Annotated in this window: 24 protein-coding genes; 16 read left to right on the top strand and 8 right to left on the bottom strand. The window is 75.0% G+C overall.

Annotated elements, in window-relative coordinates; all coding sequences use genetic code 11:
* Positions 1-7: 7 nt before the first annotated feature.
* The gene (locus tag HKK73_RS01010) at positions 8-151 is read right to left on the bottom strand and encodes a hypothetical protein (protein ID WP_157446530.1); all 144 of its coding nucleotides are present in this window, start codon (positions 149-151) and stop codon (positions 8-10) included.
* A 282-nt stretch (positions 152-433) separates the two neighbouring features.
* Here HKK73_RS01010 and HKK73_RS01015 point away from each other — a divergent pair, with 282 nt between their 5' ends.
* From HKK73_RS01015 to HKK73_RS01030, 4 genes are all read left to right on the top strand, one after another.
* A complete protein-coding gene (locus HKK73_RS01015) occupies positions 434-1,372 on the top strand; it encodes a DUF1254 domain-containing protein (RefSeq protein WP_171467233.1) in 939 nt (312 codons plus the stop codon).
* A 148-nt stretch (positions 1,373-1,520) separates the two neighbouring features.
* Positions 1,521-2,213 (top strand): hypothetical protein, encoded by a 693-nt coding sequence (locus HKK73_RS01020; protein WP_240696626.1) that lies wholly within the window; start codon positions 1,521-1,523, stop codon positions 2,211-2,213.
* 74 nt (positions 2,214-2,287) lie between these two features.
* Complete coding sequence (locus HKK73_RS01025) at positions 2,288-2,620, top strand: UBP-type zinc finger domain-containing protein (protein ID WP_085388573.1); 333 nt, start codon at positions 2,288-2,290, stop codon at positions 2,618-2,620.
* A 327-nt stretch (positions 2,621-2,947) separates the two neighbouring features.
* Positions 2,948-6,463 (top strand): LamG-like jellyroll fold domain-containing protein, encoded by a 3,516-nt coding sequence (locus tag HKK73_RS01030; RefSeq protein WP_216608031.1) that lies wholly within the window; start codon positions 2,948-2,950, stop codon positions 6,461-6,463.
* Between the two features lie 139 nt (positions 6,464-6,602).
* Here the strand turns inward: HKK73_RS01030 and HKK73_RS01035 are convergent, their stop codons facing one another.
* A complete protein-coding gene (locus HKK73_RS01035) occupies positions 6,603-8,375 on the bottom strand; it encodes a SpoIIE family protein phosphatase (protein ID WP_051027646.1) in 1,773 nt (590 codons plus the stop codon).
* 197 nt (positions 8,376-8,572) lie between these two features.
* Here HKK73_RS01035 and HKK73_RS01040 point away from each other — a divergent pair, with 197 nt between their 5' ends.
* The 4 genes from HKK73_RS01040 to HKK73_RS01055 all read left to right on the top strand — a co-directional run bounded on the left by HKK73_RS01040 (position 8,573) and on the right by HKK73_RS01055 (position 11,601).
* Positions 8,573-8,920 carry an S-adenosylmethionine decarboxylase family protein gene (locus HKK73_RS01040; protein WP_061268374.1) on the top strand — a complete coding sequence of 116 codons (348 nt, stop codon included), beginning with the start codon at positions 8,573-8,575 and terminating at the stop codon, positions 8,918-8,920.
* Complete coding sequence (locus HKK73_RS01045; protein ID WP_171467235.1) at positions 8,917-9,672, top strand: DUF4178 domain-containing protein; 756 nt, start codon at positions 8,917-8,919, stop codon at positions 9,670-9,672. Before HKK73_RS01040 ends, HKK73_RS01045 begins: the two co-directional genes overlap by 4 nt.
* A gap of 79 nt (positions 9,673-9,751) precedes the next feature.
* A complete protein-coding gene (locus tag HKK73_RS01050; protein WP_034656213.1) occupies positions 9,752-9,982 on the top strand; it encodes a DUF350 domain-containing protein in 231 nt (76 codons plus the stop codon).
* Positions 9,983-9,984: 2 nt separating this feature from the next.
* On the top strand, positions 9,985-11,601 hold the full coding sequence (locus HKK73_RS01055; RefSeq protein ID WP_085386836.1) for a polyamine aminopropyltransferase: 1,617 nt from the start codon (positions 9,985-9,987) through the stop codon (positions 11,599-11,601).
* A 28-nt stretch (positions 11,602-11,629) separates the two neighbouring features.
* Here HKK73_RS01055 and HKK73_RS01060 read toward each other — a convergent pair whose 3' ends face one another.
* From HKK73_RS01060 to HKK73_RS01070, 3 genes are read right to left on the bottom strand one after another with little or no spacing between them, the layout of a single operon-like run.
* Positions 11,630-14,248 carry a LuxR C-terminal-related transcriptional regulator gene (locus tag HKK73_RS01060; RefSeq protein ID WP_171467236.1) on the bottom strand — a complete coding sequence of 873 codons (2,619 nt, stop codon included), beginning with the start codon at positions 14,246-14,248 and terminating at the stop codon, positions 11,630-11,632.
* 7 nt (positions 14,249-14,255) lie between these two features.
* Positions 14,256-14,483, bottom strand: a complete 228-nt coding sequence (locus HKK73_RS01065; protein ID WP_043652196.1) for a hypothetical protein — start codon at positions 14,481-14,483, stop codon at positions 14,256-14,258.
* Between the two features lie 49 nt (positions 14,484-14,532).
* Positions 14,533-15,552 (bottom strand): LLM class flavin-dependent oxidoreductase, encoded by a 1,020-nt coding sequence (locus HKK73_RS01070; protein ID WP_034656219.1) that lies wholly within the window; start codon positions 15,550-15,552, stop codon positions 14,533-14,535.
* A 101-nt stretch (positions 15,553-15,653) separates the two neighbouring features.
* On the opposite strand from HKK73_RS01070, the gene HKK73_RS01075 reads away from it, so the two are divergent.
* The 7 genes from HKK73_RS01075 (at position 15,654) to HKK73_RS01105 (ending at position 22,692) form a co-directional block, all read left to right on the top strand.
* Positions 15,654-16,808, top strand: coding sequence for a serine hydrolase (locus HKK73_RS01075; protein WP_085386834.1), 1,155 nt, complete (start codon positions 15,654-15,656; stop codon positions 16,806-16,808).
* 104 nt (positions 16,809-16,912) lie between these two features.
* Positions 16,913-17,647 (top strand): DedA family protein, encoded by a 735-nt coding sequence (locus HKK73_RS01080; protein ID WP_085386833.1) that lies wholly within the window; start codon positions 16,913-16,915, stop codon positions 17,645-17,647.
* Between the two features lie 190 nt (positions 17,648-17,837).
* Complete coding sequence (locus HKK73_RS01085) at positions 17,838-18,671, top strand: hypothetical protein (protein ID WP_085386832.1); 834 nt, start codon at positions 17,838-17,840, stop codon at positions 18,669-18,671.
* An 80-nt stretch (positions 18,672-18,751) separates the two neighbouring features.
* Entirely contained in the window at positions 18,752-19,954 is a 1,203-nt protein-coding gene (locus HKK73_RS01090; protein WP_171467237.1) for a MalY/PatB family protein, read from the top strand.
* 87 nt (positions 19,955-20,041) lie between these two features.
* Positions 20,042-20,332, top strand: a complete 291-nt coding sequence (locus HKK73_RS01095) for a DUF1905 domain-containing protein (RefSeq protein ID WP_043652182.1) — start codon at positions 20,042-20,044, stop codon at positions 20,330-20,332.
* A 150-nt stretch (positions 20,333-20,482) separates the two neighbouring features.
* On the top strand, positions 20,483-21,979 hold the full coding sequence (locus tag HKK73_RS01100; protein ID WP_171467238.1) for a WXG100 family type VII secretion target: 1,497 nt from the start codon (positions 20,483-20,485) through the stop codon (positions 21,977-21,979).
* The gene (locus HKK73_RS01105) at positions 21,976-22,692 is read left to right on the top strand and encodes a hypothetical protein (protein ID WP_171467239.1); all 717 of its coding nucleotides are present in this window, start codon (positions 21,976-21,978) and stop codon (positions 22,690-22,692) included. Before HKK73_RS01100 ends, HKK73_RS01105 begins: the two co-directional genes overlap by 4 nt.
* Before the next feature lie 21 nt (positions 22,693-22,713).
* On the opposite strand, the gene HKK73_RS01110 is transcribed toward HKK73_RS01105, so the two are convergent.
* The 3 genes from HKK73_RS01110 to HKK73_RS01120 are packed head-to-tail and all read right to left on the bottom strand — an operon-like array spanning position 22,714 to position 24,387.
* Positions 22,714-23,301: a hypothetical protein gene (locus HKK73_RS01110; RefSeq protein WP_171467240.1), complete on the bottom strand. Its 588-nt coding sequence runs from the start codon at positions 23,299-23,301 to the stop codon at positions 22,714-22,716.
* Positions 23,298-23,810, bottom strand: coding sequence for a signal peptidase I (locus HKK73_RS01115; protein WP_171467241.1), 513 nt, complete (start codon positions 23,808-23,810; stop codon positions 23,298-23,300). The genes HKK73_RS01110 and HKK73_RS01115 overlap by 4 nt, the downstream gene beginning before the upstream one ends.
* A gap of 34 nt (positions 23,811-23,844) precedes the next feature.
* Positions 23,845-24,387, bottom strand: coding sequence for a hypothetical protein (locus HKK73_RS01120; RefSeq protein WP_085386826.1), 543 nt, complete (start codon positions 24,385-24,387; stop codon positions 23,845-23,847).
* A 285-nt stretch (positions 24,388-24,672) separates the two neighbouring features.
* Between HKK73_RS01120 and HKK73_RS01125 the strand changes: the two genes are divergently transcribed.
* The gene (locus HKK73_RS01125) at positions 24,673-26,658 is read left to right on the top strand and encodes a penicillin-binding transpeptidase domain-containing protein (protein WP_171467242.1); all 1,986 of its coding nucleotides are present in this window, start codon (positions 24,673-24,675) and stop codon (positions 26,656-26,658) included.
* Positions 26,659-26,773: the final 115 nt, after the last annotated feature.

Below are 26,773 nucleotides of genomic sequence, written 5' to 3' on the forward strand. Positions count from 1 at the left end.
GGCGCGGTCACCGCGCCGGGTGGTCGTGGCGACGACGACGGCCGCGCCACCAGTGCAGCAGCGCGGGCTCGTTGTGCCGCAGGTCCGCCCGCAGACGCTCCGCGCGGTACTCCAGGTCCGCGTCGAACGTCGGATCGATGTGCGTGCTCATGGTCGTCCCCGTCTCCCAGGCTCCCTGCCTGTCCGACACTCACAGTCGTCCTGAGCACCGGGCCGTCGCATCGGTCGACCGCGCACCGTTCGTCCGGGGGTGCCTTAGGCGCACGAGGATCCGGGTGTCGAGAGGTCTGAGGTGGTCCCCGGCGCCTAAGGCACCGGTCCCGAGGCGGCCGACGCCGGGGGCCCCACGCTGCGCTCGCTCGTCGGGGGGACAGGTGCTTGGGTGGGCGAACCAGCGTGGTCCGCCGGGGCGGACAGACCAGGGAGGACAGCGATGACCGAGCACGTCGACGCCGACAACTTCGTGCGCGCCGAGACCGACAGGATGTTCGCCGCGCTGCAGCGGGACGCGGGCGGGGTCAACCAGTTCTTCCACAACCGGGAGCCTGCGCCCGTGGACCGGCAGACGGTCGTGCGTCTGAACCGGGACACGCTCTACAGCTTCGCCGTCGTGGACCTGTCCGCCGGTGCCGCACTGACTCTGCCCGACGCCGGGGACCGTTACCTGTCAGCGATGGTCGTCGACAACGACCACTTCGTGGCGGACGTCCTGCACGCCCCGGGCGAGCATCGTCTCGACGCGACGGGCGTGGGCACGCGCTACGCCGTCGTGGCGGTCCGCACGCTCGTGGACCCCGCCGACCCGGCCGACCTCGAGGCCGTCGCCGCGGTGCAGGACGGCGTCGTGCTGCGTGCCGGCTCGGCGGATCCGTTCGTGTCGCCCGACTACGACGCGGTGAGCATGGACGCGACCCGGGACGCGCTGCTCGCGCTCGCCGCGGGCCTGCGCAGGTTCGACGGCATGTTCGGCACCCGGGAGCAGGTCGACCCGGTGCGGCACCTGGTGGGGACCGCGGCGGGCTGGGGCGGGCTGCCCACGACGGAGGCCTCGTACGTCGGTGTCGACCCGGGCGTGCCGCCCGGCCGGTACGCGCTCACGCTGCGCGACGTCCCGGTCGACGCGTTCTGGTCGGTCTCGGTCTACGACGAGAAGGGCTTCTTCGAGCCGAACCCCGAGGGCGTCTACAGCGTCACGGCCGTGCCCGACCCGGACGGCGGGGTCACCGTGCGATTCGCCCCGCGCACCGAGGTGGGAGACGCGCCGAACACGATCCCGGTCCCGGAGCGGTGGAACTTCCTCGTCCGCCTCTACCGCCCTCGCGCGGAAGTCCTCGACGGCACGTGGCGTGTCCCGGAGCTGCACGCGCTCTGACTGCCCTGACGGAGGTCCGGCAGGCGCACGCGGGAGGAGGACGGCCGGACCGAGCGACGAACGTGACCCGCGTCACTCCTCCCGTTGCCAACAGGAGGACCCCGGCGCAGACTGGACGCAGGACCGGACCCGCTGTGGGGGTGACCTCGTGACCGACACCTACGACATGCTGCCGATGCTGGGCCGTGGCAAGCACCGCAACCCGAAGAAGGGTGCGTGCTTCATGGAGCTCGCGTCGTATCTCGCGGGAGAGCGCTGGAGCGACCATCCACGGTGCACGCACCCGCTGCTCGCGATGCTCGCGCGCGCCGTGAACGACCTCACGGTCGACCCGGAGCGCCCGAAGCTCGCGCCGCTCATCCCGTCCGTCATCGGGTTGACGAGCGACGACCCGCACTGGGACGTGCGCATCGCGCTGCGCGCCGCCGTGACGGCGCTGCCGATCGCCCCGGCGGACCGGCAGCAGACCCTCGCGGTGGCGATCATCGGCGCCGAGAAGATGCTCGACGTCCTCGACGACCGCCCCGCGGGCACGCTGAGCGCCGAGTCGGCCGACGCGCTCGCGAGCTGCCCGCGCACCGCTCGGTGGGCGCAGCGGTTCTGCGAGGGCGCGCGCCTGCGGCCCACGCGGTTCGTGCGCGACGCCGCACCGAGCATCATCTCGGCGGCCGTGCAGGGCATCGCCGAGGCGTGCGTGAGCGACCCGGACGAGCGCCTGCGCGCGCTGCTCTCCGCGACGATCGACGACTGCCGCGCCTGGGCTGCGGCAGAGCCCGCACCCGCTCTCGACCCCGAGGCGTGGGCGCCGGTCGTCCGGGCCGCCGGGGCGGGGGCCCGGTGACGACGGACCGCGCCCCGAACGTCAACGGCGAGGGTCTCGACGACCCTGCGCTCGCGGCCGCGCTCGCGACGGCCGTGCGCGTCGAGGTGCCGCCGAGCGGCACCGGGTGCGCCGAGTGCGACGAGGCCGGCGGCTGGTGGGTGCACCTGCGCCGGTGCGCGACGTGCGGGCACGTGGGGTGCTGCGACACGTCGCCCGCGCAGCACGCGACGGCGCACTACGACCAGACCGGCCACCGGGTCATGCGCTCGTTCGAGCCGGGCGAGGAGTGGTACTGGGACTTCGAGACCGAGCAGGTGCTCGAGGGTCCGCACCTCGCCGCGCCGCTGTCCCGGCCGCCCGAGCAGGGGTCGCCGGGCCCCGCCGACCGCGTGCCGCCCGACTGGACGTCGCTCATCCACCGCTGATCCCTCCGCAGCCCTCGGCCCCTGGCCGAGGGCTCTTGCGTGCGAGCACTGACGCCTCGTGACGCCCGATCGGTTGTTCTGTGCTGTGCCCTGTTGTCTTTTTCTGGTGGAAGTTGTTTGATTCTGGGGAGACGTTGTGCGGTGCGCCAAGGAGGGCGACCGCCGGAGCATCGGTGCCCGGTTCGCCGCCGCGTCGTGCAGTCCCTGGATTCACTCGACGAGGAGGAAGCACGGATGCAGTCCATGACAGCGGTAGCACCCCCACGGGGCAGACCGGCGAGGATCCTGGCGGCGGCACTGGCCGCCGCGCTCACGGTGCCCCTGGCCGTGGCGACGGCGGCGGGGGCGACCGCGACGCCGTCGGCCCCGACCGACGAGGCCACGCAGGACGTCGCGGCCCAGGACCTCGCCCTCGACAACGGGCTCAAGGGCGAGTACTTCCTGTCCGGCGGACCCGGGTGGCCGCTCACCGACCTCAAGGCCACGATCCCCGACCAGCGGATCGAGTTCCCCAACCTGGTCCCGACGTTCGCCGAGCTCACCGGCCGCGGCGAGCGCACGTCCGCGCGCTGGACGGGGCAGATCACGCCCGACTACAGCGAGGCGTACACGTTCTCCGCGATCGGCGACAACGGGTTCCGGCTGTGGATCGACGACACGCTCGTCATCGACCACTGGGTCGACGACTGGGACGTCGAGCAGACGTCCGCGCCGGTGCAGCTCCAGGCGGGCCAGGAGTACGCGTTCCGCATGGAGATGTTCCAGAACACCGGCGGGTCGCACCTCCGGTTGCGGTGGCAGAGCCCTTCGCAGCAACGTGAGATCGTGCCGACCGACGCCTTCACGTACCCCGACGACTTCGTCGTCTTCCCCGCGCAGGCCGCGCTCGAGAGCGACGGCACGAGCCTCAACGTGACGTTCGAGGGCGCCGCGGGCGGCGTCGACGAGAGCCTCGTCGACCACCTCAAGGTGCAGGTGGACCAGCTCGCGTGGCCCGTGGCGCAGGTCGCGGCGCAGGGCGACGTCCTGGGCATCACGCTCGCCGAGCCCGTCGACCGCGCGTCGACCGCGCGCCTCGTCTACGACGGCGAGGGCGACCTGACGGTCGGCGGCGAGAAGGTCGGTCCGCTCAACCTGCCGGTCACCAACGGCTCCGAGTTCCGGATCCAGACCCCGTGGGCCGACGACTTCGACCCGACGAACCCGCTGCCGGAGTACCCGCGCCCCCAGCTCACGCGCGACGCGTGGCAGAACCTCAACGGCGTGTGGCAGTTCGAGGCGGCGGAGTCCGACGACGCCGTGCCGAGCGGCCGCGACCTCGACGAGGAGATCGTCGTCCCGTACGCGGTCGAGTCCGCGCTGTCGGGCATCGAGCGGCGCGAGGACGACATGTTCTACCGCCGCACGTTCGAGGTGCCGCAGGACTGGGCGGTCGGGAGCGACAACCGCCTGCGCCTGAACTTCGGCGCGGTCGACTACGTCGCGACGGCGTACGTGAACGGCCAGGAGGTCGGCACGCACCGCGGCGGCTACGACGCGTTCTCGTTCGACGTCACCGACGCGCTCGTCGCGGGCGCGGAGCAGGAGCTCGTCGTGCGGGTCGTCGACACGACGGACGGCAGCAACCAGGCCGTCGGCAAGCAGACGCTCAACCCGGGCGGCATCTTCTACACCCCGACGTCGGGCATCTGGCAGACGGTGTGGATGGAGCCCGTCCCGGCGGCGGCGATCGACGCCGTCGTCACGACGCCCGACGTCGAGGCCGGCGTCCTCGCGGTGACCGCGCAGTCGGCCGCCGCGTCCGACGCCGCCGAGGTCACCGCCGTCGTGCGGGACGCGGACGGCACCGAGGTCGGGACCGCGACCGGCGCCGCGAACGAGCTGCTCGCGGTCGAGATCCCGGACGCGCACCTGTGGTCGCCCGACGACCCGTACCTCTACGACGTCGACGTCACGCTCACCGACGGGGACTCGACCGACACCGTGGCGTCGTACGCGGGCATGCGCTCGATCGAGGTCTCCGAGGTGGACGGCGTCCAGCGCATCCTGCTGAACGGCGAGAGGACCTTCCTCATGTCGACGCTCGACCAGGGCTACTGGCCGGACGGGATCTACACGCCCGCGTCCGACGAGGCGTACGTGTTCGACCTCCAGGCGCACAAGGACCTGGGCTTCAACACGGTGCGCAAGCACATCAAGGTCGAGCCGGCGCGCTGGTACCACCACGCCGACACGCTGGGCCTCATGGTCTGGCAGGACATCCCGAGCGGGTGGTTCAACAACGGCGACACGGACCCGGCGTCGCGCGTCTTCTGGGAGCAGGAGATGAAGACGATCATCGACCAGCACCGCTCGGTGCCGTCGATCGTCGGCTGGGTGACGTTCAACGAGGGCTGGGGCGAGTGGAACCTGGCCGACACGGCGCGGATCGGCAACGTGATCGACGAGTACGACCCGAGCCGCATCCTCAACACGCACTCGGGCTACAACTGCTGCGCGTCGAAGGGTGACTCGAAGACGGGCGACATCATCGACTGGCACCAGTACACCGGCCCGGCCCTGCCGAAGCCGGACGCGACGCGCGCCGCGATCGACGGCGAGCACGGCGGCTTCTCGATGAGCGTCCCGGGCCACATGTGGCCGGGCGTGTCCGCCAACCCGTACGGGGGCGTCGCGAACAGCGAGGCGCTGACCGACGCGTACGTGCAGAACACCGAGAAGCTCGTGCGGCCGGCGCAGTGCTACCTGTCCGGCTCGGTGTACACGGAGATCTCCGACGTGGAGAACGAGCTGAACGGCTTCTGGACGTACGACCGCCGCGTGCTCAAGATGGACGCCGCGCGCGTCAAGGACGTCAACGAGCGGGTCGTCGCGGCGGCGGTGCAGGGCTCGGCGCCCGTCGACCCGGGCACCCCGGGGCTGACCGGCACGGGCCGCTGGTCGTTCGACGAGGGCCAGGGCACGACGGCGGCCGACGGCGTCGGCGACCACGCGGCGTCGGGCACGGGCACGTGGGTCGCCGGTCACGGCGACAGCGGGTCCGCGATCAGGCTCGACGGCACGAACCAGTCGTTCGCGACCGAGGGTCCCGTGGTCGACACGACCGGCTCGTACACGGTGTCCGCGTGGGTCCAGCTCGACAAGACGCCCGGTGGCGCGTGGTCGACGATCGTCGGCCAGGACTCGGTCACGGGCTCGAGCGCGTTCTACCTCCAGTACGGCGGGGGCGGCCGGTGGGCCTTCTCCTACGACGGCGAGCCGCGCGCGGAGTACGTCGTGCAGCCCGTGCTGGGCGACTGGTACCACGTCGTGGGCGTCCGCGACGCGGCCGACCAGAAGCTCAAGCTCTACGTCAACGGCGAGCTCGTCGGCCAGTCCGACGTGTGCGGCGGCACCACGCCGTCCGGTCCGCTGACGATCGGGCGCGGGCAGTGGAGCGGCAACCCGGTCGACTACTGGCCGGGCACGATCGACGACGTGCGCGTCTTCGACCGCGCGCTGTCCGACGCCGAGGTCGCCCAGGTCTACGCCGGCGACGACGGCGAGGAGCCGACGCTCGACGTGACCGTCACGGCCGAGTCCCGCTGCCTCGCGGGCAAGGCCTACGTGGCCGTGCGCGCGACGAACGGCGAGGACGTCCCCGTGGACGTCACGCTCGCCACGCCGTTCGGGACCAAGGCGGTCACCGCCGTGGCCCCGGGGGCGAACGCGTACCAGTCGTTCGCGGTGCGCGCCCCGTCCGCCGAGGCGGGCGAGGCGACCGTCACCGCCACGGCGACGGTCGACGGCGAGCAGGTCAGCACGGAGGTCGTCGCGCCGTACGCCGCGACCACCTGCGGCTGACGGCCGACCGGCGCCGCCGAGCGGCGCCGGCTCGGGGTCGTCCCCCGCCCGTCACGGGCGGGGGACGACCCCTCGTCGTACCCCCGTGCGACCGCAGCACCCCGGCGCACCACCCCGGGAACCCGCGTCGTCGCGCCGGTCAGGCCACGGGCGCGCCGCGCTCGGAGGGCAGCTCGGCGGACGTCTCGCCCGGCATCTCGGCCGTCCCGGACACCGGGGCGTCCTCCGGGCCGGTCCGGAGCACGACGAGCGCGACGTCGTCCTCGCCCGGCCCCGGCAGCATCCGCGTGAGCGCCGCCTCGACGACCTCCTCGATGGGCCCGCGGTGCGTGCCCTCCAGCGCGCGGGCGAGGTCGGCCAGGTCGTCGCGCAGGTTGTGGCCGCGACGCTCCACGAGCCCGTCGGTGTACAGCACGAGCGTGTCGTCCGGGTAGAGCTCGACCGTGTGCTCGGTCCGCACGGTGCCCTGGGAGAGCCCGAGCGGCAGGTCGTTGCGCCGCGTGAGCGTGTCGACGCGGCCGTCCGCGCGCACGAGCATGGGCGGCAGGTGCCCCGCGCTCGACCACCGCACCGTCCGGGCCCCGCGGCGACGCTGCTCCGGGCTCTGCTCGATGCGCGCGAGGACCAGCGTCGCGATCGCGCCGCTCCCCAGCGCGAGCCCCTGCACCGCCGTGTCCACGCGCTCGAGGACGCGCGCCGGCGACTCCCCGCTGTCGTAGCCGATCGCCCGCACCAGCCCGCGCAGCTGCCCCATCATCACCGCCGCCGCGAGGTCGTGGCCGACGACGTCGCCCACCACGAGGGTCGTCGCGCCGTCGGGCGTCACGAACCCGTCGTACCAGTCGCCGCCGATGTCGCGGTCGAGCGCGGCGGGCTGGTAGTGCACCGCGACCTGGAGGTGGTCGGGGTCGGGCGGCTCGGTGAGCACCGCCTGCTGGAGCGCGAGCGCGACCTCGCGCATCTGCGCCGTCTGCTCCTCCGAGCGCTCGACCCGCAGCCGCAGCGCGTCCATCGTGGTGCGCAGGCGGACGGCGTCGCGCAGCGCGGCCCCGACCGTCGCGGCCAGGCCGGCGAGGTACCGCGCGTAGTCGCGGTCCCAGGGGCGCAGGGGGCTCGCCCGGAGCACGAGGATCCCGGCCACGCCGCCGCGCACCGCGTCGCGCAGCGGCTTGACGACGAGACCCTGCGAGACGATGCGCTGGCGGGTCCGGAACACGCGCTCGACGAGGCGGGTCTCCGCCGGCTCCGCCTCCGGGCCGACCGACCCGACCACGCGGGGGCGCGCGCCGCGCACGTCGTAGAACGCGGCGCGCGCGACGTCGGGGCTCCCGGCGAGGACGTCGAGCACGGGGCGGCCGAACGTCGCCAGGTCGGTGAACGTCGTCGGGAGCGCGCCCTGGAGCTCCCCGAGCATCGCGAGGCGGCGTTGGTTGACGACCGCCAGGGTCGTCTCCGTCGAGATGTCGAGCACGCCCGCGATACGGCCGTCGTCGTCCCGCAGCGGGCTGTAGGAGAAGGTGAAGAACGTCTCCTCGTCGTAGCCGGAGCGGTTCATCACGAGGTGCAGGTCCCGGTCCGACGACGCACGCCCGGTGCGCAGGACCTCGTCGAACAGCGGCCCGACCTCGTCCCAGATCTCCGCCCACACCACCGCCGCCGGGGCGCCCAGCGCGCCCGCGTGCTTGGCCGTGCCGAGCATCTCCTCGTAGCCGTCGTTGTAGATCAGCGTGAGGTCCGGCCCCCAGACGAGCATGACGGGGAAGCGCGTCGAGAAGCACAGGCGGACGGCGTGGCGCAGCGCCTCGGGCCACTCGTCGGGCGGGCCCAGCGGTGTCCGCTCCCACGCGACCTCGCGCGCCTGCCGACCCACGGCGCACTGCGCCGTGGCGTCGACGAACCACTCGGCATCCATCCGCGCATCGTAGGCGAACGGCCGTCGCCCGCTCCCTGGACGGCGTCCGCCCGTGCGGACGGGCGGCCGGTCTCGCGCGGCGGGTCCGCCCGTCGGTCGACGCCGCAGGTCGGCTAGGGTGTGCCCGGCCCGACGGCGGCCACCGGACCGCGGGCCGCTCGCCCGCGCCGGCCGGCAGGACCGAGACCGACAGGGGCGTGGACGTGCAGCGCAACCTCGTCCACGTGTTCGACGTGACGGGCGCGGACCCGGCGCTGCTCGACGACGACCCGACCGTCCGCCGCTGCCTCGACGCGATCGTCCGCGAGGCCGGGATGACGCCGCTCGGGGAGGTGTCCCACCGCTTCGAGCCGCAGGGCACCAGCGTCGTGCTGCTGCTCGCGGAGTCGCACCTCGCCGTGCACACCTGGCCCGAGGACGGCACGGCCTACGTGACCCTCACGACGTGCCGCGCCCCGGCGTCGGCCACGTTCACGGACGACGTGCGCGCGCTCCTCGCCGCGGAGCTCGGGGCCGCCGACGTCGCCGTGCGGAGCCTCGTGTGAGCAGGACGCCCCGCCCGCGGCTCGCGATGCGCGTCGGCGAGGACCTCGTGGGCGCCCCGCCGCAGCGCGCGACGCCGCGCGCCGTCGCCGTGCTCTCGACCGTGCACGGCGGCTCCACGTTCACGTGGGAGGAGTGGCAGCTCCTCGCCCACGACGGCTCCGACGTGTGGGTCGAGTACGACCACGACACGCGCGACGTGACGCTCCTGCACCCGACCGAGCCGTGGCCGCCCGTCGTCGACCTCGCGGGCCTGCAGACCGGCCGGACCCTCGGGCTGACGCTCGAGGGGCGCCAGCACACGCTCACGGTGCGCGAGCACGGGACGGGGCGCGTCGAGCACGTCGAGGGGCAGTTCGCCGAGCCGTTCGCCGTCGGGCAGGAGGTCGAGTACGTCGACCTCTCGGCCCACGGGACGATCGTCTCGATCGAGCGCACCACCGGACCGCTCGGCCCCGTCACGTCCGTCTACCACGGGCGTCGTCTCGACGTCGCCGAGCAGCAGCGCCTGTTCGGCCGTCGCGTCGCGCCGCGCACGGTCCCCGGCGGGCGGTTCGTCGCCTTCGCGGTCGCGGCGGTCGTGCTGCTCGGTCTCGGGTCGTGCGCCGCCCGCGCCGCCTCGGGCAGCGCGTCGTGCACGCCCCGGTCCGTCGTCACGACGTCGCCCACCACGGGCCAGGTCGCCACGACCGACGACGGCACGTGCGTGCGGCGCACCGTCTACGGCGGGGGCGGCGGAGGGCTCGGCAAGTGACCCGACCCGCGCCCGCCCGTCCCGGCCCCGAACCCCTGCACCCGTCCGCCCGTCCCACGACCCGAACCCGGGAGACCCCGTGATCTCAGCCGCCGCCCCGCTGGCGTTCCTCTGGTCCTTCTTCTCGACCGTCCTCTACTCGGTGCTCGGCATCGTGCTGCTGCTCGTCACGCTCGTGGTCGCGAACAAGGTGTTCCGGCTCAACCTGCACCGCGAGCTCGTCGACGAGCACAACGTCGCGTTCGGCGTGATGATCGCGGGCCTCGCGGTGGCGATCGGCCTCATCATCGCGGGGACGATCAGCTCCTGACCGTGCTCGACCAGCAGGAGGTCCCGCCCGGCGGCCCGCCGGGGGCGGACGCGGCCGCGGACCGCGACGCGCCCGCCGGGCGCTCGGGGGCGCGCCACCTCGACCGACCGACCGTGTTCGCCGCCGCGCTGCTCGTCGCCGTCGGCGGGCTCGTCTACGAGCTCATCCTCGGGACGGCAGCGTCGTACCTGTTCGGCGACTCGGTCGTCGCGTTCTCCGTCGCGACGGGGCTCACGCTGTTCGGCATGGGCCTCGGCTCGCTCCTCGCGCCGCGTCTGCAGCGCACCGCGGGGCTGAGCTTCGTGCGCAACGAGCTCGTGCTCTCGCTCCTCGGCGGGACGTCGGTGCTCGCGCTGTTCTGGGCGTACGCGGCGACGGAGCTCGCGTGGGTCGTGTTCGTCGTGCTGTCGCTCGCGATCGGGACGGCGATCGGCGTCGAGATCCCGCTCCTCGTGGCGGTGCTCAAGGAGCGGGGGAGCGAAGGCTCCGTCTCGCTGCTGTCGAAGGTGCTCGCGCTCGACTACTTCGGCGCGCTCGCCGCCTCGCTGCTGTTCCCCTTCCTGCTGCTCCCCTACCTCGGCCTCGTGCGCACCGCGTTCGCGGTCGCGGTGCTCAACGTCGCCGTCGCGGGGTTCATGCTCGCGCGCATGGGCCACCCGCCGCGGTGGTCGGTGCTCGCGGGCGTCACGCTCGTCGTGCTCCTCGCCGGGTTCGCGGCGTCGTCGTGGCTCGAGGCGCGCATCAGCGCGGGGATGTACCAGGACCCGGTCGTCGCGCAGGAGCGCAGCGCCTACCAGCAGGTCGTCGTCACCGAGTACCAGGGGGATACGCGCCTCTACCTCGACAACCAGCTCCAGTTCTCCTCCGTCGACGAGGCGCGGTACCACGAGACGCTCGCGCACGCGGCGATGACGTCGGTCGCGGCGCCCGCGTCCGTCGCGATCCTCGGCGGCGGCGACGGCCTCCTCGCGCGCGAGGTCCTGCGCTACGGCTCGGTCCAGGAGGTCACGCTCGTCGACCTCGACCCCGCCGTCACCGACCTCGCGCGCGAGAATCGGCTCCTCACCGCCGTGAACGAGCACGCGCTCGACGACCCCCGCGTCACGGTCGTCAACGCCGATGCGTTCCGCTGGGTCGAGGACACGCCGCAGACGTTCGACGTCGTGCTCGTCGACCTCGTCGACCCCTCGTCCGAGCGTGTCGCCAAGCTCTACTCGCAGGAGTTCTACGGCATGGTCGCCGCGCACCTGCGGCCCGGCGGCGCGTTCGCGACGCAGGCGACGTCGTCGTACTTCACGCCCGACGCGTTCTGGCAGGTGGTCTCGACCGTCCGCGCCGCGGCGCCCGGGCGCACCGTCGTGCCGCTCACCGTCAACGTGCCCTCCTTCGGCGAGTGGGGCTTCGCGCTCTCGCTCCCGGGCGGACCGGCCGACGCCGTGCCCGGCCCTTTCGCGCGCACGCCCCTGCCGGACGGGCTGCGCTTCCACGACGCCACGTCGCTCGCGGCGACCACGCGCCTCCCGGCCGACAACCCGCCGCGGGACCTGCCGCCGTCGACCCTGTTGTCCCCGACGGTCCAGCGCACGTACCAGGAGGACATGCGCGCCTGGCGCTACTGACGCGGCGCCGGCGGGACGACGTCGGGCGTCAGAGCACGGACGGGAGCTGGTCGCGCGACGTGATGCCCAGCTTCCGGAAGATCCGGTAGACGTGGTTGTCGACGGTGCGGTCGCTGAGCACGAGCTCGCGCGCGACGTCCTTGTTGCTCAGCCCGCGCGCGACGAGCCGGGCGACCTCGCGCTCGCGCGGGCTCAGGGTGTCCGCAGGCGCGACGGGCGGCACGAGCAGGTCCAGCTCCTCGCCCCCGGTCGCCACGAGGGTGCGGAGCCGGTGCGCCTCGTCGGTGGCGAGGGCCGTGCGACCGTCGTCGCGCAGCAGGCGGACGGCGGTCGCGTGGGCCTGGGTGCCGTGCAGCACGAGGCCGCGGGCGCGCAGGTCGTCGGCTGCCGCGAGGAGCGCCTCGGGCGAGCGGTCGGCGGCGGCGACGACGTAGTGGCCGAGGGCCGGCAGGAGGGTGCCCTGCGCGGCGGCCGCGTGCTCCGCGACCTGCCGGGCGCGACGCGCGTCGGGCCAGAGGGTCACGAGCCAGGCCGCGTCGAAGAGCGCGGCGACGAGGTACCCGCGGCGGTCCATCGCCTCGACGAGCTCCCACGCCGCGCGCGTCGCGACCTCGGGCCCGGCCTGGCCGGTCGCGAGCGCGAGCTCCGCGGCGAGCGGGTGCGGCCGGGCGAGCGGCGTGGACGCCGCGAGGAGCTGCAGCGCGTCGAGCTGGCGCGCGAGCGAGCGCGCGCTCGTGACGTTCCCCTCGCGGAGCGAGAGCTCGGCGCCGAGGCAGCGCAGTCCCGCGCGGGTGCTCGGGCGCAGGGGCGCGTGCGCGCCGGCGGCGAAGACGCTCGTCAGGTGCTCGCGCAGCGACGTGAACCGGCCCTGGAGGTACAGGCCGAGCGCGACGACGTGGCCGTGCGGCTCGATCTGGGACGCCGCGAACCGGTCGCGCGCCTGGTCCAGCAGCCGACGCGACCGCTCGACGGCCACCTCCACTTCGCCCGAGCAGAGGAGCGCGAGGGACCGCCACGAGGGCGCGTCCTGACGGTCCGCCGACTGCGGCACGACGACACGGTCGAGCTCGACGCCCGCGTCGTCGACCCGCCCCCGGGCGAGCAGGACCTCGCCGCGGACCAGCCGCACCACGTTGTCGGGCCCGACGAGCAGCGCCTCTCCGGGCGGGACCGTCACGTCCGCACGCGCCGGAGGGCGGTCGAGGGGCGGCGGGAGCTCCGCGGACGGTCCCGTGCCCTCGACGTCGCCCACGGCGAGCAGGACGTGCTGGGCGACGGCCTCCCGGACGGCGTCCTCGACGTCGTCGTGCGCGGTCGTCGTCGGCTCGAGCAGGGCGAGGGCCGCGTCGCGCTCGTGGAGCACGACCGCGCGGTAGACGGCCTCCCACGCGGCGAGAAAGCTCCCGCGACCGGTCTCCGCGGGCGCGAGGTCGTGCGCCCGCGCGAGGACCTGCTCGATCGCGTCCGGCGGAGCCTCGTCGTTGGCGAGGTCGTCGAGGTAGCGCACGGTGTTCCGCGTCGTCGGGGTGCGCTCCCAGGCGTCGCGGCGCGCGAGGAGCTGGGCGGCGGTGTGCCGGCGCAGGGCGCGGCCGAGGATCGCCGCGGACTCGCGCGACGCGGCCCAGCCGGTCGGGACGGCGGTGTCGACGGTGCGCGCGAGGGGGTCCCACTCGTCCGCCCGGCCGCTGCCGAGCGCGTCGGCGACCTGCTCCGCCGCGCGCAGCGCCCGCGCGCCCCCGGTCTGGCGCAGGAGCTCCCCGACGAGCGGCGGGTAGAGCGTCACCGTCGTGCGACCTTCGGCCTCGACGAAGCGGACCAGGCCGTGGTCGTCGAGCGCGACGAGCACGGGCCAGGGCAGGAACCGGTGCACCGTCCCGAGCTCCGCGGCGCCGGTCGCCGCGAGCGCCCAGACGCCGTCCACCTCCTCGGGTGACAGCCCGCTGACCAGGCGGCCGACGTCGCCGGCGAGCGCCGAGGTCACCAGGTCGCGGCGCGCGACCCAGGTCCCCGACTCCTCGACGAGGCGGCCGGCGCGCCGGGCCTCGGTGGCGACGGACCGGACCAGGCCGGGCAGGCCGCCGGACAGGCCGTACAGGCGACCGGCGACACCGGCGTCGAGGTCGCCGCCGAGCAGCGCGCTCGCGGTGGCGTGCATCTCCTCGAAGGCGAGGGGCGGCATCGGCAGCGCGGTCGCGGGTCGGCCGCCGAGCACGGTCTCGACCGGGGCCGCGGGGTAGGGCGGGCGCTGGCTCAGCACGACGGTGGCGTCCTGGCGGGCGGAGACCGCCCCGAGGACCGCGGCGGAGGTGTCGTCGAGCGCGTCGGCGTCGTCCGCGAGGAGGACCGCCGGCCCGGTGCCGAGCGCCCGCTCGACGGCGTCGACCGCGCGCCCGAGCGACACGGGCTGGCCGGGGGCGGCGTCGAGCACCCCGGCGAGGACGAGCGACTCGAGCGGACGCGGGGCGCCGGGGCCGACGCCCACGAGGGACAGGACGTGCCGGTCGTCGTCGAGGACGGCGGCCCGGACGCGCGCGAGGAGCGTGGACCGGCCGGAGCCCGGGAGCCCGGAGACCACGACCGACGTGCCCTCGCGCACCGCGCCGAGCACGGTGTCGACGAGGGACGCGCGTGGCCCCGGGGCGCTCATGGGGCGGTCAGGCGCGTGTCCGCTGCCGTTGTGCGCGGGCCTGCGCGTCGCGGTAGACCCGCAGCCGCTCGACCTGGACCTCGCCGAGCGTGGGGGCGTCCACCTCGTCGGCGAACGCCTCGGAGAGCTGGCGGAGGATGTCGGTCTCGAGGTCGTCGAGCTCCTCGAGCCGACGGCGGTCTCCCGGGCTCAGCAGGGGCCAGGTCTCGGTGTAGGTCGGTGCGTGCTCGCTCACCTGCCCATGGTCGGCTCTCCGGCGCGGTCTCGCAGGTCGACGGCCGCCGTCAGACGGCGGGGCGGGTCACCGCGGCGAGCGCGTCGAGCGCGCTGAACGGGTCGTCCGGCCGGGCAGGGTCGGCTGTCGTGGCGACGAGGACGACGCTGGACACCCCGCCGGCGCCGAGCTCGGCGAGCCGCGCGCGGAAGGCTTCGGGCGACCCGACGACGGCGAGCGCGTCGACCCACGCGTCGGGCACCGCGGCGGCGAAGTCGTCGGGGGTGGCGCTCGCGTCGCGCAGGGCGCGGAAGTCGGCGGCGAAGGGCAGCGGGTCGATCTGGGCGGACCAGTCGGCCTCGCCGAGGACCGCGAGGTAGGGGCGGACGATCTCGCGGGCCGTCGCGACGTCGTCGTGCACGGCGCCGACGGAGAACGCGACGACGCGGTGCGCGGGCGGGGCCGCGTCCCCGGCGCTCGCGCGCCCGGCGTCGATCGCGGCGCGCGCGACGGCGAGGTACTCGGGGGTCACGGGCATGTCGAGGATGGTCCCGTCCGCGACGCGACCCGAGACCTCGAGCGACCGCGGGCCGCGCACGCCCGCGAGCACGGGCGGCGGCGAGGCGGGCGGGGCGTGGAGGGCGACGTCGTCGACGGACACGTAGCGGCCCGCGACGCTGACGCGCTCGCCGTGCAGCAGGGCGCGCACGGTCGCGGTGGTCTCCTCGAGCATCGCGAGCGGGCTCGCGGGCCACACGCCGATCTGCCGCATCCACGCCGGCATGCCGTGCCCGAGGCCGAGGTGCAGGCGGCCGGGGTGCAGGGCGGCGAGCGTGCCGGCCTCCATCGCGGCGGTCGACGGCGCACGCGTGGCGGCGGGCAGGATCCCGATGCCGACGGTGAGGCGCTGCGTCGCGGCGAGGACCGTCGCGGCCTGCGCGATCCCGCCGTGGAAGGTGAGGTCCTCGACGACCCACAGCTCGTCGAGGCCGACCTCCTCCGCGCGGCGCGCGAACGGCACGATGAGGTCGGCGGGGAGCTCGCGCGGGAGGATCACGCCGAGCGCGGGGGTCGTCGTCGAGGTCGCCATGCGGCGACCGTACCGTGATAGCGCTCCCACCCGTGACGACGTGCGGCTCTCCGGGACAAAAGTCCTGGCCGGGAGCGCCCCGGCCCGCCTACGGTCGGGCCATGACCGCGCTCGACGACGCCGCTCTCGCCGCCCTCGACACGCACCTGCGCTCCGCCGCGGACGCCGACGACTTCTCCGGCGTCGTGCGGGTCGAACGCCACGGCGAGGTGCTCCTCGAACGCGCCTACGGCGTCGCGTCGCGCCGCTGGGGCGTCCCGGTCCGCACGAGCACGCGGTTCGACGTCGCGTCCGTCACCAAGCTCTTCACCGCCGTCGCGGTGCTCCAGCTCGTGGGCGACGGCCGGCTCGGGCTCGACGACCGCGTCCACGACCACGTGGACCTTGCGGGCACGACCATCCCGCGCGAGGTGACGATCCGGCACCTGCTGACCCACACGTCAGGCATCGCGGACGACGCCGACGAGGAGGCGGGGGAGTCGTACGAGGAGCTGTGGGTCGACCGGCCGAGCTACTCCGTGACGCGCACGGCAGACTTCCTGCCCGGGTTTGTCCACAAGGAGCCGAACTTCGCGCCCGGCGAGGGGTGTCGCTACTGCAACGTCGGCTACGTCCTCGCCGGCCTCGCGCTGGAGTCTGTCACCGGGACGACGTACCGCGACCACGTCCGCGAGCACGTGTTCGCGCGCGCGGGCATGGACCGCTCCGGGTTCTTCCGCATGGACGAGGCCGAGCCGGACGTCGCGGAGGGCTGGGAGCCCGTGCACGAGGGCCCGGACGACGACGGCCCCGTCACCGGGTGGCGGCAGAACGTCTACTCCTACCCGCCCGTCGGCTCGCCCGACGGCGGCGCGCACGTCACGGCGCGCGACCTCGCCCGGTTCTGGGCGGCGGTGCGCGACGGCGAGCTCCTGCCGCCCGACCTCACGCGCGCGTTCCTCACCCCGCAGGTGCTGCACCACGAGGGCGGGACGGGGGCGACGGACGGAGCCGAGCCCGCACCGAGCGTGCACTACGGCTTCGGGCTCGAGCTCGAGCTGCTCGCGGACGGGTCGGTGCGCTCGGCGTACAAGGACGGCATCAACACGGGCGCGAGCGCGATCCTGCGCCACTACCCGGACCCGGTGGGCCCTGCGGACGGCCCGGACGCGCTCCCGCCGGCCGGGGCGCCGGGCGTGACGGTCGTCGTGCTGTCGAACAGCGAGGCGGGCGCCTGGGACCCGATCCGCCGCCTCGACGAGCTCGTCCGCGGCTGAGCGGGCCGGTCCCCGGCACGTCCCGCGCCTCCGCACGAGACCTCCACACCCTTCCGGCCGCATCGGCGTTCGCGCCACCGACCGCTCGCCTAGGCTCGTGACCCATGCCCTCCGGACTCTCCGCCGCCCTGACGGCCGCCGTGCCCGCCGCCACGACGGCGGAGCCCGCTCTCGACGGCGTCGCCGGCTGGGCGGTCAACCTCATGGAGACGCTGGGCCCGGTCGGGGCCGCGATCGCCATCGCGCTCGAGAACCTGTTCCCACCCCTGCCGAGCGAGATCATCCTGCCGCTCGCGGGCTTCACGGCGAGCCAGGGGAGCTTCGGGCTCGTCGAGGCGATCCTGTGGACGACGGCGGGGTCCGTCGTCGGCGCCCTCGCGCTCTACGCGGTCGGGGCGATCATCGGGCGCGAGCGCACGCGGTGGGTCGCGGAGCGCCTCCCGCTCGTCAAGGTCGAGGACGTCGACCGCACCGAGCAGTTCTTCCTCCGGCACGGCAGCGCGACGGTGTTCTTCGGCCGCTTCATCCCCATCTTCCGCAGCCTCATCTCGATCCCCGCGGGCGTCGAGCGCATGCCCCTGTGGAAGTTCACCGCGCTCACCACCGCCGGCAGCGCCGTGTGGAACACGATCTTCGTCTACGCCGGGTACGCGCTCGGCGAGCAGTGGCACGTCGTCGAGGAGTACGCGGGCGTCCTGCAGAAGGTCGTCATCGCGGTCGTCGCGGCGGCGGTCGTGTGGTTCGTCGTGACGCGCGTCTGGCGCTGGGTGCACGACGACGAGCGCCCCGCCCACGCGCGCGGCCGTCGGGACGCGGCGCCCGCGCGCGACGAGGCCTGACCACGGCGTCCGCCCGCGGCAGCGCCTGACCACCTCGGCCCGACGCCCGGCCGGACGGGGGTCCCGCCCGCGCGGTGCGCGCCGCCGTGGCGGATGATCGGAACGTGCCCGCCCCGACCGAACGGCCCAGCGTGCCCGCGCGCGCGGCCCACGTCGCGCCCGCCGCGGGCGACGGCCCCGGGGTCGCGTCGTGATCCTCTCGCTGCTCGCCGCCGTGGCCGCGAGCCTCCTGTACGCGGTGAGCACGATCATGCAGGCCGTCGCGACGCGCCGGGCCCACGGCCTCGCGGCCGTGGCCCAGCCGCTCGTCGTCGGCGGGCTCGTGGTCGACGGCGTCGGCTGGCTCCTCTCCCTCCTCGCCCTGGACCACCTGCCGCTCTTCGTGGTGCAGGCCGTCGTCGCGGCGTCGCTCGTCGCCGTCGTGCTGCTCGCCCGCCTCGTTCTGGGCGCGACGCTGCGCCGCACGGACGTCGTGTCGATCGGCGTCGTCGTCGCGGGCCTCGTGGTGCTGGCGCTCGCGGCGGGGGAGCAGCCCGCGACGCACCCGCCGGCCGGGTTCACGACCTGGGTCAACGTCGCCGGGGTGGTCGTGGCGGTCGGCACCGCCGCCGCGTACCGGCGCGGGCACCCCGTGCTGCTCGCCGTCCTGGGCGGCCTCGGCTACTCGGTCGCCGCCGTCGCGGCGCGCGGCGCGCACGCGTCCGGGGACCTGCTCGACACCGTGCTCCAGCCGCTCGCCCTCGCGATCGTGCTCGGCGGCGTCGCGGGCGCGCTCGCCTACCTGCGCGCCCTGGAGCGGGGCGCCGTGGGGACGGTCGCCGCGACGGTCTCCGTGATCGAGGTGCTCGCCCCGGGGATCGTCGGCCTCGCCGTGCTCGGCGACGTCGTGCGGTCGGGCTGGGCGGTGCCCGCCGTCGTGGCGACGCTGGCCGCCGTCGGCGGGTGCGTCGTGCTCGCGACGAGCCCGGCGAACGCCGCGGCCGAGGAGGGCGCGCCCGCGGCGACGGAGCCCGAGCCCGCCTAGGGTGGGCCGGGTCGGCCGACCGAGGCAGGCCCGCCGACCGGTGCCGTGCAGACGCTCGGCCCGCACCGAGGAGGGGCACGATGCGCACACCGTTGGACGTCCTCACGCTCGACGAGCTGCGCCGTCGGACGTCGGCGAAGTGGTGCACCTTCGCGCCCGACGTGCTGCCGCTGTTCGTCGCCGAGATGGACGTCGCGCCGTGCGACGCGGTCGTGGACGCCGTGACGGCCGCCCTGCGCTCGGGCGACACCGGGTACGACGTCGGCACCGCGTACGGCGAGGCGTACGCGCGCTTCGCCCGGCGCCGCTGGGGTTGGACGCCCGACGCGGCGACGTCGCGCACGCTGCCCGACGTCATGGTCGCGATCGTCGAGGTGCTGCGCGTCCTCACGTCCCCGGGCGACGCGGTCGTCGTCAACCCGCCCGTGTACCCGCCGTTCTACGGCTTCACCGCGAACGAGGGGCGCCGCGTCGTCGACGCGCCGCTGGGCACCGACGGGCGTCTCGACCTCGACACCCTGGAGCGGGCGTTCGCCGACGCGACCGGTGCCGCCGCGAACGGTGACGGCCCGGGGAGCGGGCGCCGCGCCGTCTGGCTCGTGTGCAACCCGCAGAACCCGACGGGGACCGCGCACACGCGCGCGGAGCTGGCGGACGGCCTGGCGCTCGCCGCGCGGTACGGGGTGCGCGTCGTGGCGGACGAGATCCACGCGCCCCTCACGCGGCCCGGGCTCGACGGGCGCCCCGCGACGACCCACACGCCGCTCCTCACCGTCCCCGGGGCGGGATCGGCCGTCGCGATCGTCTCCGCGTCGAAGGCGTGGAACCTGCCGGGCCTCAAGGCGGCGGCGGCCGTCGCCGGCCCGGACGCCGCCGACGACCTGCGGCGCATCCCCGAGGAGGCGAGCCACGGCGTCCAGCACGTGTCCGTGCTCGCGCACGTCGCGGCGCTCGACCACGGCGAGGCGTGGCTCGACGACGTCCTCGCGGGCATCGAGCGCAACGCGTGGCTCCTCGCCGACCTGCTCGCGGAGCACCTGCCCGCGGTGCGCTACCGGCCCGGCGAGGCGACGTACCTCGCGTGGCTCGACGCGCGCGGGCTGCCCGGCCCGGCGGGTGCGGACCCCCGGTCGTGGTTCCTCGACCGCGCACGCGTCGCGCTGGAGGACGGGCGCCGGTTCGGCCCCGGCGGGCAGGGGCACGTCCGCCTCAACCTCGCGACGGGCGTCGACGTGCTCACCGAGGCGGTCGAGCGCATGGGCACGTCGGTGCGGGACGCCTGAACGTCGCTCGACCACGACCGACGAGTTCTCGGCCCTCGGCCGGTCAGACCCCCCGACCACGACCGCACGACCCACCGGAGCACTCCCATGCCGTTCGAGCCCGTCCTCCTCGACCACACGTTCACCGCGCCCGTCGGCGTCGACGTCAAGGGCGACACGTGGCCCTGCGTGGAGGTGCCCGGGGCGCGCGAGCTCTTCGGGTCGCTGCGCGCGGTCCGCGTGGACGCGACCGTCGACGACGTCGCGCTGCGCAACGTGGGGCTCATGCCGACCGGGTCGGGCGGGCTGATGCTGTCGCTCAACGCGGGCGTGCGCAAGCGCCTCGGCAAGGACGTCGGTGACACGGTCGTGGTGCGGCTGGAGCGCCGCCTGAGCTGAGGCGCGCCGCCGCGCCCGCCCTGTCCGGGCATGGGCAGTTGTCCCCATCGCGGCGGCCGACCCGGCCGCGTACCGTCGGCGTGCGACCGTCGAGGACGAAGGCGTCGACGCGTGCGCGTGAGGGGACGCGCAGGGGCGGGAGGGGACGGTATGAGCGGGATGTGGGGCGCCGACGTCCGTGCGCTGCGCGCGCTCGCGTCCGGCCTGCGCTCCGGCGCCGACGCGCTGCGGACCCATCGCGCGCAGGTGGCGGCCGTCGTCGAGGCCGCGACCCGGTGGGATGGGCCCGACGCCGCGCAGTTCCGCAGCGCGTGGGCCAGCACGCTCGGGCCCTCGCTCACCGGCACCGCGAGCCTCCTCGACGCCGCGGCCGACCGCCTCGCCACGGACGCCGACCAGCAGGAGTCGGCGAGCGCCGACGGCGGCGCCCTCGCGGGCCCGGGCGGCGCACTCACGTCCGGCCCGGGCGGGCCGCAGCAGACCGTCCCCACGCCGACGCCTGGCGAGTACGCCGCGATGGACGCGGGCGAGCGCGCCGCGTGGCTCGAGAACGCGACGGACGCGCAGGTCGCGGCGCTCTACGACCAGATGGTGCGCCTCGGCGTCGACCCCGACTCCCCGGGGTTCGCGGAGCTCGCCGTCACGCACTGGACGCGCGTCGCGGCGGGCGAGGCGGGGTTCGACTTCGCCGACTGGGACCCGTCCGCGGGGGCGTCCGCCAACCGGGAGATCATCGAGAGCGTCTACACGTACTACGGCGAGCTCTACCTGGACAACCCGTGGATGCAGTGGGCCGGCATGGCCGCGATGATCGGGCCGTCGTTCGCCGCCGGGTTCTTCGACCTCGACATGATGCGGCAGCTCGCGCAGGGCGTCGCGAGCGGCGCCCGGGCGCTGCCGCCCGGCGTCGACCGGGCGGCGCTCGAGGCGATCGCGACGATGTCGGACGCCGAGCTCGGCTTCTACGAGAACCAGTTCCTGTCGATGCAGCGCGAGATCTTCGTGGACCAGGCCGTCATGCACGAGGCGTACCTGAACGGTGGTCTGGAGGAGATGGAGCGGCTGCTCGAGGCCGGCGTCATCGACGGCGCCGCGTACCAGGCGTGGGCGGACGTCGAGGCCGGCCGGGCGGGCGACGCGCAGGCGCTCGCGGACGGCAACACCGCCCTGCTGTGGCGCGAGCAGAACCAGATCATCGCCGACGACTGGCAGACCATGCGCGACCACCCGGTCACGGGCGAGGCGTTCACGTACCTCATGACGCTCGTCGGCGAGCCGTCGATCCCCGGCGCGGGCACGTACGCGCAGCACGACCCCTTCACGGTGAGCGTCGAGACGCCCGGCCCGGAGAACCTCGGGATCCCGTTCACGGGCATCACGTTCGACAACCCGGTGCAGGGCACCGTGACCGTGGAGACGCCGCTGCCGGGCGGGAACATCGCCGACCAGGCGACCCGCTGGGAGTACATCTCGAACGACACGCTGCCCGCCTACCAGCAGCTCGTCACGCAGCACCCGGACCAGGCGGCGCAGATCATCGGCACCGACGTCTCGGACCGGATCGCCGACTACCGGCTCACCAACCCCGCCCGCATCGGGCGCATCCTTGACAGACTGACCGAGTGGGACGTGGACGTGGACCAGTGAGCCGGGGGTTCCGTCGCGCGCACGGGACGGCGCCGAGGGCCGGCGTCGCCGCGGTCCTGCTCGCGGGGGCGCTCGCCGGGTCTCTCGTGCTGACGGGGTGCACGGTGACGTTCGGCGACCCGGACGACGCGGCCACCGGACCGGGCGGGACGACCGCCCCGGGCGGCCCGACGTCGTCGGGCGGTTCGGGCGGCGAGGGCGGCGGGGGCGAGGCGGGCACGACGACGATCGACGACATCGAGAGGGGCGAGACCGTGCGCTGGGACGTGAGCAGGCCGATCACCGCGGAGTCCGTCGGGCTGGGCGAGTCGATGGCCGTCGTGCAGGTGCCGGACGGCGCGGCCGAGGTCGAGCTGACGCTCCCCGACGGCACGTGGACCACGACGGCCGAGGAGCTGACGATCCAGCCCCGGCGCGGGTACGTGAGCGCGATCAACGTGTTCCGCACGCTCTCCGGCGGGCAGGCCGTGCACGACCAGCTCGTGGCCGACGCGCAGGTGCTGGGTTTTCCGCGGTCGCAGGTCGACCGGTGGCTCGACGAGCTGCCCGCGTCGCTCGACGCGTCGCGCGCGGGCGGGACGCGCGCCCGCACGGGCATCAACGGGTCGAACGGGGACGTCGAGACGTCCGTGCAGATCAGCCACGAGCCCGGGCCGGGGGGCGACGCGTCGGTGCGGCTCTGGTACGTCATCAGCCCGGTCACGCCGGACTGACGCGCGCCACGACGGTGCCCGTCACGGGCAGGCCGACGCGCCCCCGCCGCCCTGCTCGGCGACCTGGAAGTAGATCGGGTTCTGCCAGTCGGCGCCCTCCCCGCGCACGCGCGGCAGGTCCGCGCAGGTCCAGCCCTGCTGCGGGGTGAACTGGCCCCCCGCGACGACGCGGGCGCCGCTCCACCGCCACGAGGTCTCCTGGCCGGTCGCGGCCCGGAGGTCGACGTCGAAGGACACCGACCGCGTGCCCGCGGGCACCATGAAGGCCACGTAGTAGTTGCGGACCTGGCTCCCCGGCTCGCCCCACGTCTCGAACGAGATCGAGCGGACCGTGCAGCCGGAGAGGACGGTGCGTCCCTCGCCGCGCGCGACGCACGTGCCGGCCGTCGTCGTCTGCCACCGGCCGGCGGAGACGGGCGCGGCGGCCTGGGCCTGGTCCGTCCACGCGGCCGTCGTGGGCTCGACGGCCGCGTGCGCGACGCCCCACCACGACGCCGTCACGAGCGTCAGGACCGCCAGGAGCAGGCTCAGCGTGCGGCGCCCGGCCGTCTGACCGGCCGGCTGACCGGCCGTCGCGCCGGTCCGCCGGCCGGTCCGGGCGCCGGTCACCGGCGGACCGGCGCGGGCCGCGGTGCGGGCGGGACGAGAAGGGTGAGGCCGAGCAGGCCGAGCAGGCCGACGAGGAGGGGGACCGCCACGGCGGGGGTCGTCAGGCGCACGATCGCGGTGCCCCAGCCGGCGAGCTGGACCGCGGGCTTCCAGACGTCGCCCGAGGCGGTGTAGTCCAGGGCGTCCGCGTAGGCGTTGTTGTCGCCCTTCATGCTGACGGTGTAGCGGTCGTCGCCCGTCTGCTCGACGGCCTCGACGCGGTGGGTCACCAGGTCGCCGGTCAGCTCGCTGGGCAGGCTGACCACGTCGCCGACGGCCAGGTCGGCCGCCGGTACCGGCCGGGCGACCAGGAGGTCGCCCGTCGTGATCCCCGGCTCCATCGAGCCGGAGATCACGACGAGGGGCTTGATGAGGCCGGCCGCGGTCGCGCCCCACACCGCCCCGCACACCAGCCCGAAGGCGGCGAGGACCCACAGGACGAGGACGGCCCCGCGCCGCAGTACCTGCATCGGTGGTTCTCCTCCTCCTGCGTCCGGCGTCGGGTCAGGCCGTCGCGGTGGCGGAGACCGTGACGACGAGCGTCCCGGTGGCGCCCTGGTTCGACGGCGCCCAGTCGCTCGGTGCCGTGACGGTGAGCCGGAACTGGTCGCTCGACGTGCCGCCGGCGGCGTCGAGCGTCGTGGCGAGGCCGGAGACGGAGGCGGAGGGGTTCGTCGTGAAGGTCGAGCCTGAGGCGAAGCGGACGCTGGACGTGAGCGCGGCCTTCACCGAGCTCTCGTTGCGCACCCACAGGTCGATCGTGCGCGTCTGGCCGGGCAGGAGGTTCGCGAGCGCGTCCGACGGCACGACGAGCTCGATCGCCTCGGGGTCGGACGAGTCCTTCCAGGTGGTCCCGTCCAGCGACCCCTGGAGGTCGAAGGTCGCGGCCGTCGCGGGCGCCGTGAAGAACGCGTTGTCGGTCCAGGCGGCGCTGGTGAGCGCCGCCCCGATGCCGCCGACGGCAAGTGCCGCCAGCCCGAAGGCGGCGAAGGCGCGGCGCTTGTCGCGGCGCGGGGCGGGGGTCGTCTCGGGGGTGTGGAGAGTCATGACTCGAAAAGTACGGAGTCCTCCTCAACTCTGGCGCACCTGTTCCTCAGGAAAAGCGCAGGATCAGCCCGGGATCGCGGCGCGCGCCCGCACACCTGCGCAAAGACCGGGCGAGCGTGCGGGGAAGGGGAGCGCGTCGCGGCTCCGCAGGACGTGGGAGAAGTTGTGGGAGGTGAAGAAGCGGCGGACGAACCGGGCCGGTCCGTCCGTCGGTGCCGGCGGCGTCGGTGCCGTCGGGTAGCGTCCGTCTCGTCCCGAACGGCACGGAGCAGGGGAGCACAACGAGTGAGCAGCGTCGCGCACGGCCACGGTCGGTCCGGCACGCACGGCCGGTGGCGCGGGAGGGCCGCCCGCTGGACGACGGCCGCGGCGCTCGTCCCCGTCCTCGCCCTGCCCCTCGCGGCGTGCACGCCCGACCGCCCGGAGGCGTCCGACGCCGCAGCCGCGCTCGCCGACGCCCTCCAGGCCGGCGACGTGAGCGCGCTGGAGTTCCGCAACGGCGCCGCGAAGGACGTCCAGGGCCACCTGGAGGCGGTGCTCGAGCCGCTCGCGCCGTACGAGCGCACGGTCGAGGTGGAGTCGGTGGACGTCGACGAGGAGGGCGACGACGCGGGCGACCGCGCGACGGCGACGCTCGCCTACCGCTGGGAGGTCGCGGGCGACCAGGCCTGGGAGTACACCACCACGGCGGAGCTCACGTTCGCGGAGCCGGGCGAGGGAGAGGACGGCCCGGGCGCCTGGGACGTCGTGTGGGAGCCGGACGTGCTCGTCCCCGAGCTCGGCCAGGGCGGCCGGCTCGCGGTGAGCCGCGTGCCGGCGGTCCGTGCGGGCATCCTCGGCGCCGACGGCGTCCCCATCGTCGAGGACCGTCCCGTCTACCGGATCGGCGTCGACAAGACGCGCGTGGGCTCCGCCCAGTGGGACGGCGCGGCGCGGGCGCTCGCGGGCGTCGTCGGGCTGGACCCGGAGGAGTACGCGCAGCGCGTCGCGGGCGCCGGGGAGAAGGCGTTCGTCGAGGCCATCACCGTCCGCACGGAGGACACCGCGGGCGTCGACGTCGACGCGGCGCGCGGCATCGAGGGCGTCGCGGTCATCGACGACGCGATCCCCCTCGCCCCGACGCGCGAGTTCGCGCGTCCCCTGCTCGGGCGCGTGGGCGACGCGACGGCGGAGATCGTCGAGGAGTCGGAGGGCGCGGTCGCCGCGGGCGACCAGGTCGGCATCTCCGGTCTCCAGCGGCAGTACGACGAGCAGCTCCGCGGCGTGCCGGGCCTGTCGATCGAGGTCGTGCCGGGCGAGGCGGACGCGGACGCGGAGCCGACGGAGGTGTTCTCGGTCGAGCCGGTGGACGGCGTGCCGCTGAGCACGACGCTGCGCCCGGACATGCAGGTCGCCGCCGAGGCGCTGCTCGCCGGGCAGGGGCCGAGCGCGATCGTCGCGATCCAGCCCTCGACGGGCTCCGTGCTCGCGGCGGCGAGCTCGACCGCGGGCGAGGGGCTCTCGACCGCCACGACGGGCCAGTACGCGCCGGGATCGACGTTCAAGGTCGCGACGACGCTCGCGATGCTGCGCGCGGGACTCACCCCGGACACGACCGTCTCCTGCCCGCCCACGCTGACCGTCGAGGGGCGCGAGTTCCAGAACGTGCCCGGCTACCCGACGGCGGCGCTCGGCGACGTGCCGCTGCGCACGGCGTTCGCGAACTCGTGCAACACGGCGATGATCGGGCAGCGGGAGGCCGTGTCGCAGCAGGCGCTGCACGACGCCGCCGCCTCGCTCGGGCTGGGCGTCGAGTCCGAGCTCGGCGCGCCCGCGTTCTTCGGCGACGTCCCGACCGACTCGCAGGGCACCGAGCACGCCGCGTCGATGATCGGGCAGGGCAAGGTCCAGGCGTCGCCCCTCGCGATGGCGACGGTCGCCGCGAGCGTCGCCGCCGGGCGCACGGTGGCGCCGGTCCTCGTCCACCCGGACGTGCAGACCGTCGCCGAGGAGCAGCCCGCCTCGACCCTCACCGAGCAGGAGGCGGCGACGCTGCGCGAGCTCATGCGCGGCGTCGTCACGGACGGCTCGGCGTCGATCCTCCAGGACCTCCCGGGCGAGCCCGGGGCAAAGACGGGCACGGCGCAGTACGGCGACGGCAGCCAGTCCCACGCGTGGATGATCGCGACGCAGGGCGACCTCGCGGTCGCCGTGTTCGTCGAGACGGGCGAGGGCGGCGCCGTGACGGCGGGGCCGCTCATGCACGCGTTCCTCGACGCGCCGAACGCCTGACGCCCGCCGCTCCCCGGCGGCCGGAATAGGTCCGGCCGCCGGACGGTTGTCCACGAGCGGGTATGATCGGTTGCCGCGGGCGTCCGTATGCCCGCGTCCAGCGAGAACCCACCGT

This window comes from Cellulosimicrobium sp. 72-3 (assembly GCF_013127315.1).
Lineage (GTDB): Bacteria > Actinomycetota > Actinomycetes > Actinomycetales > Cellulomonadaceae > Cellulosimicrobium > Cellulosimicrobium funkei.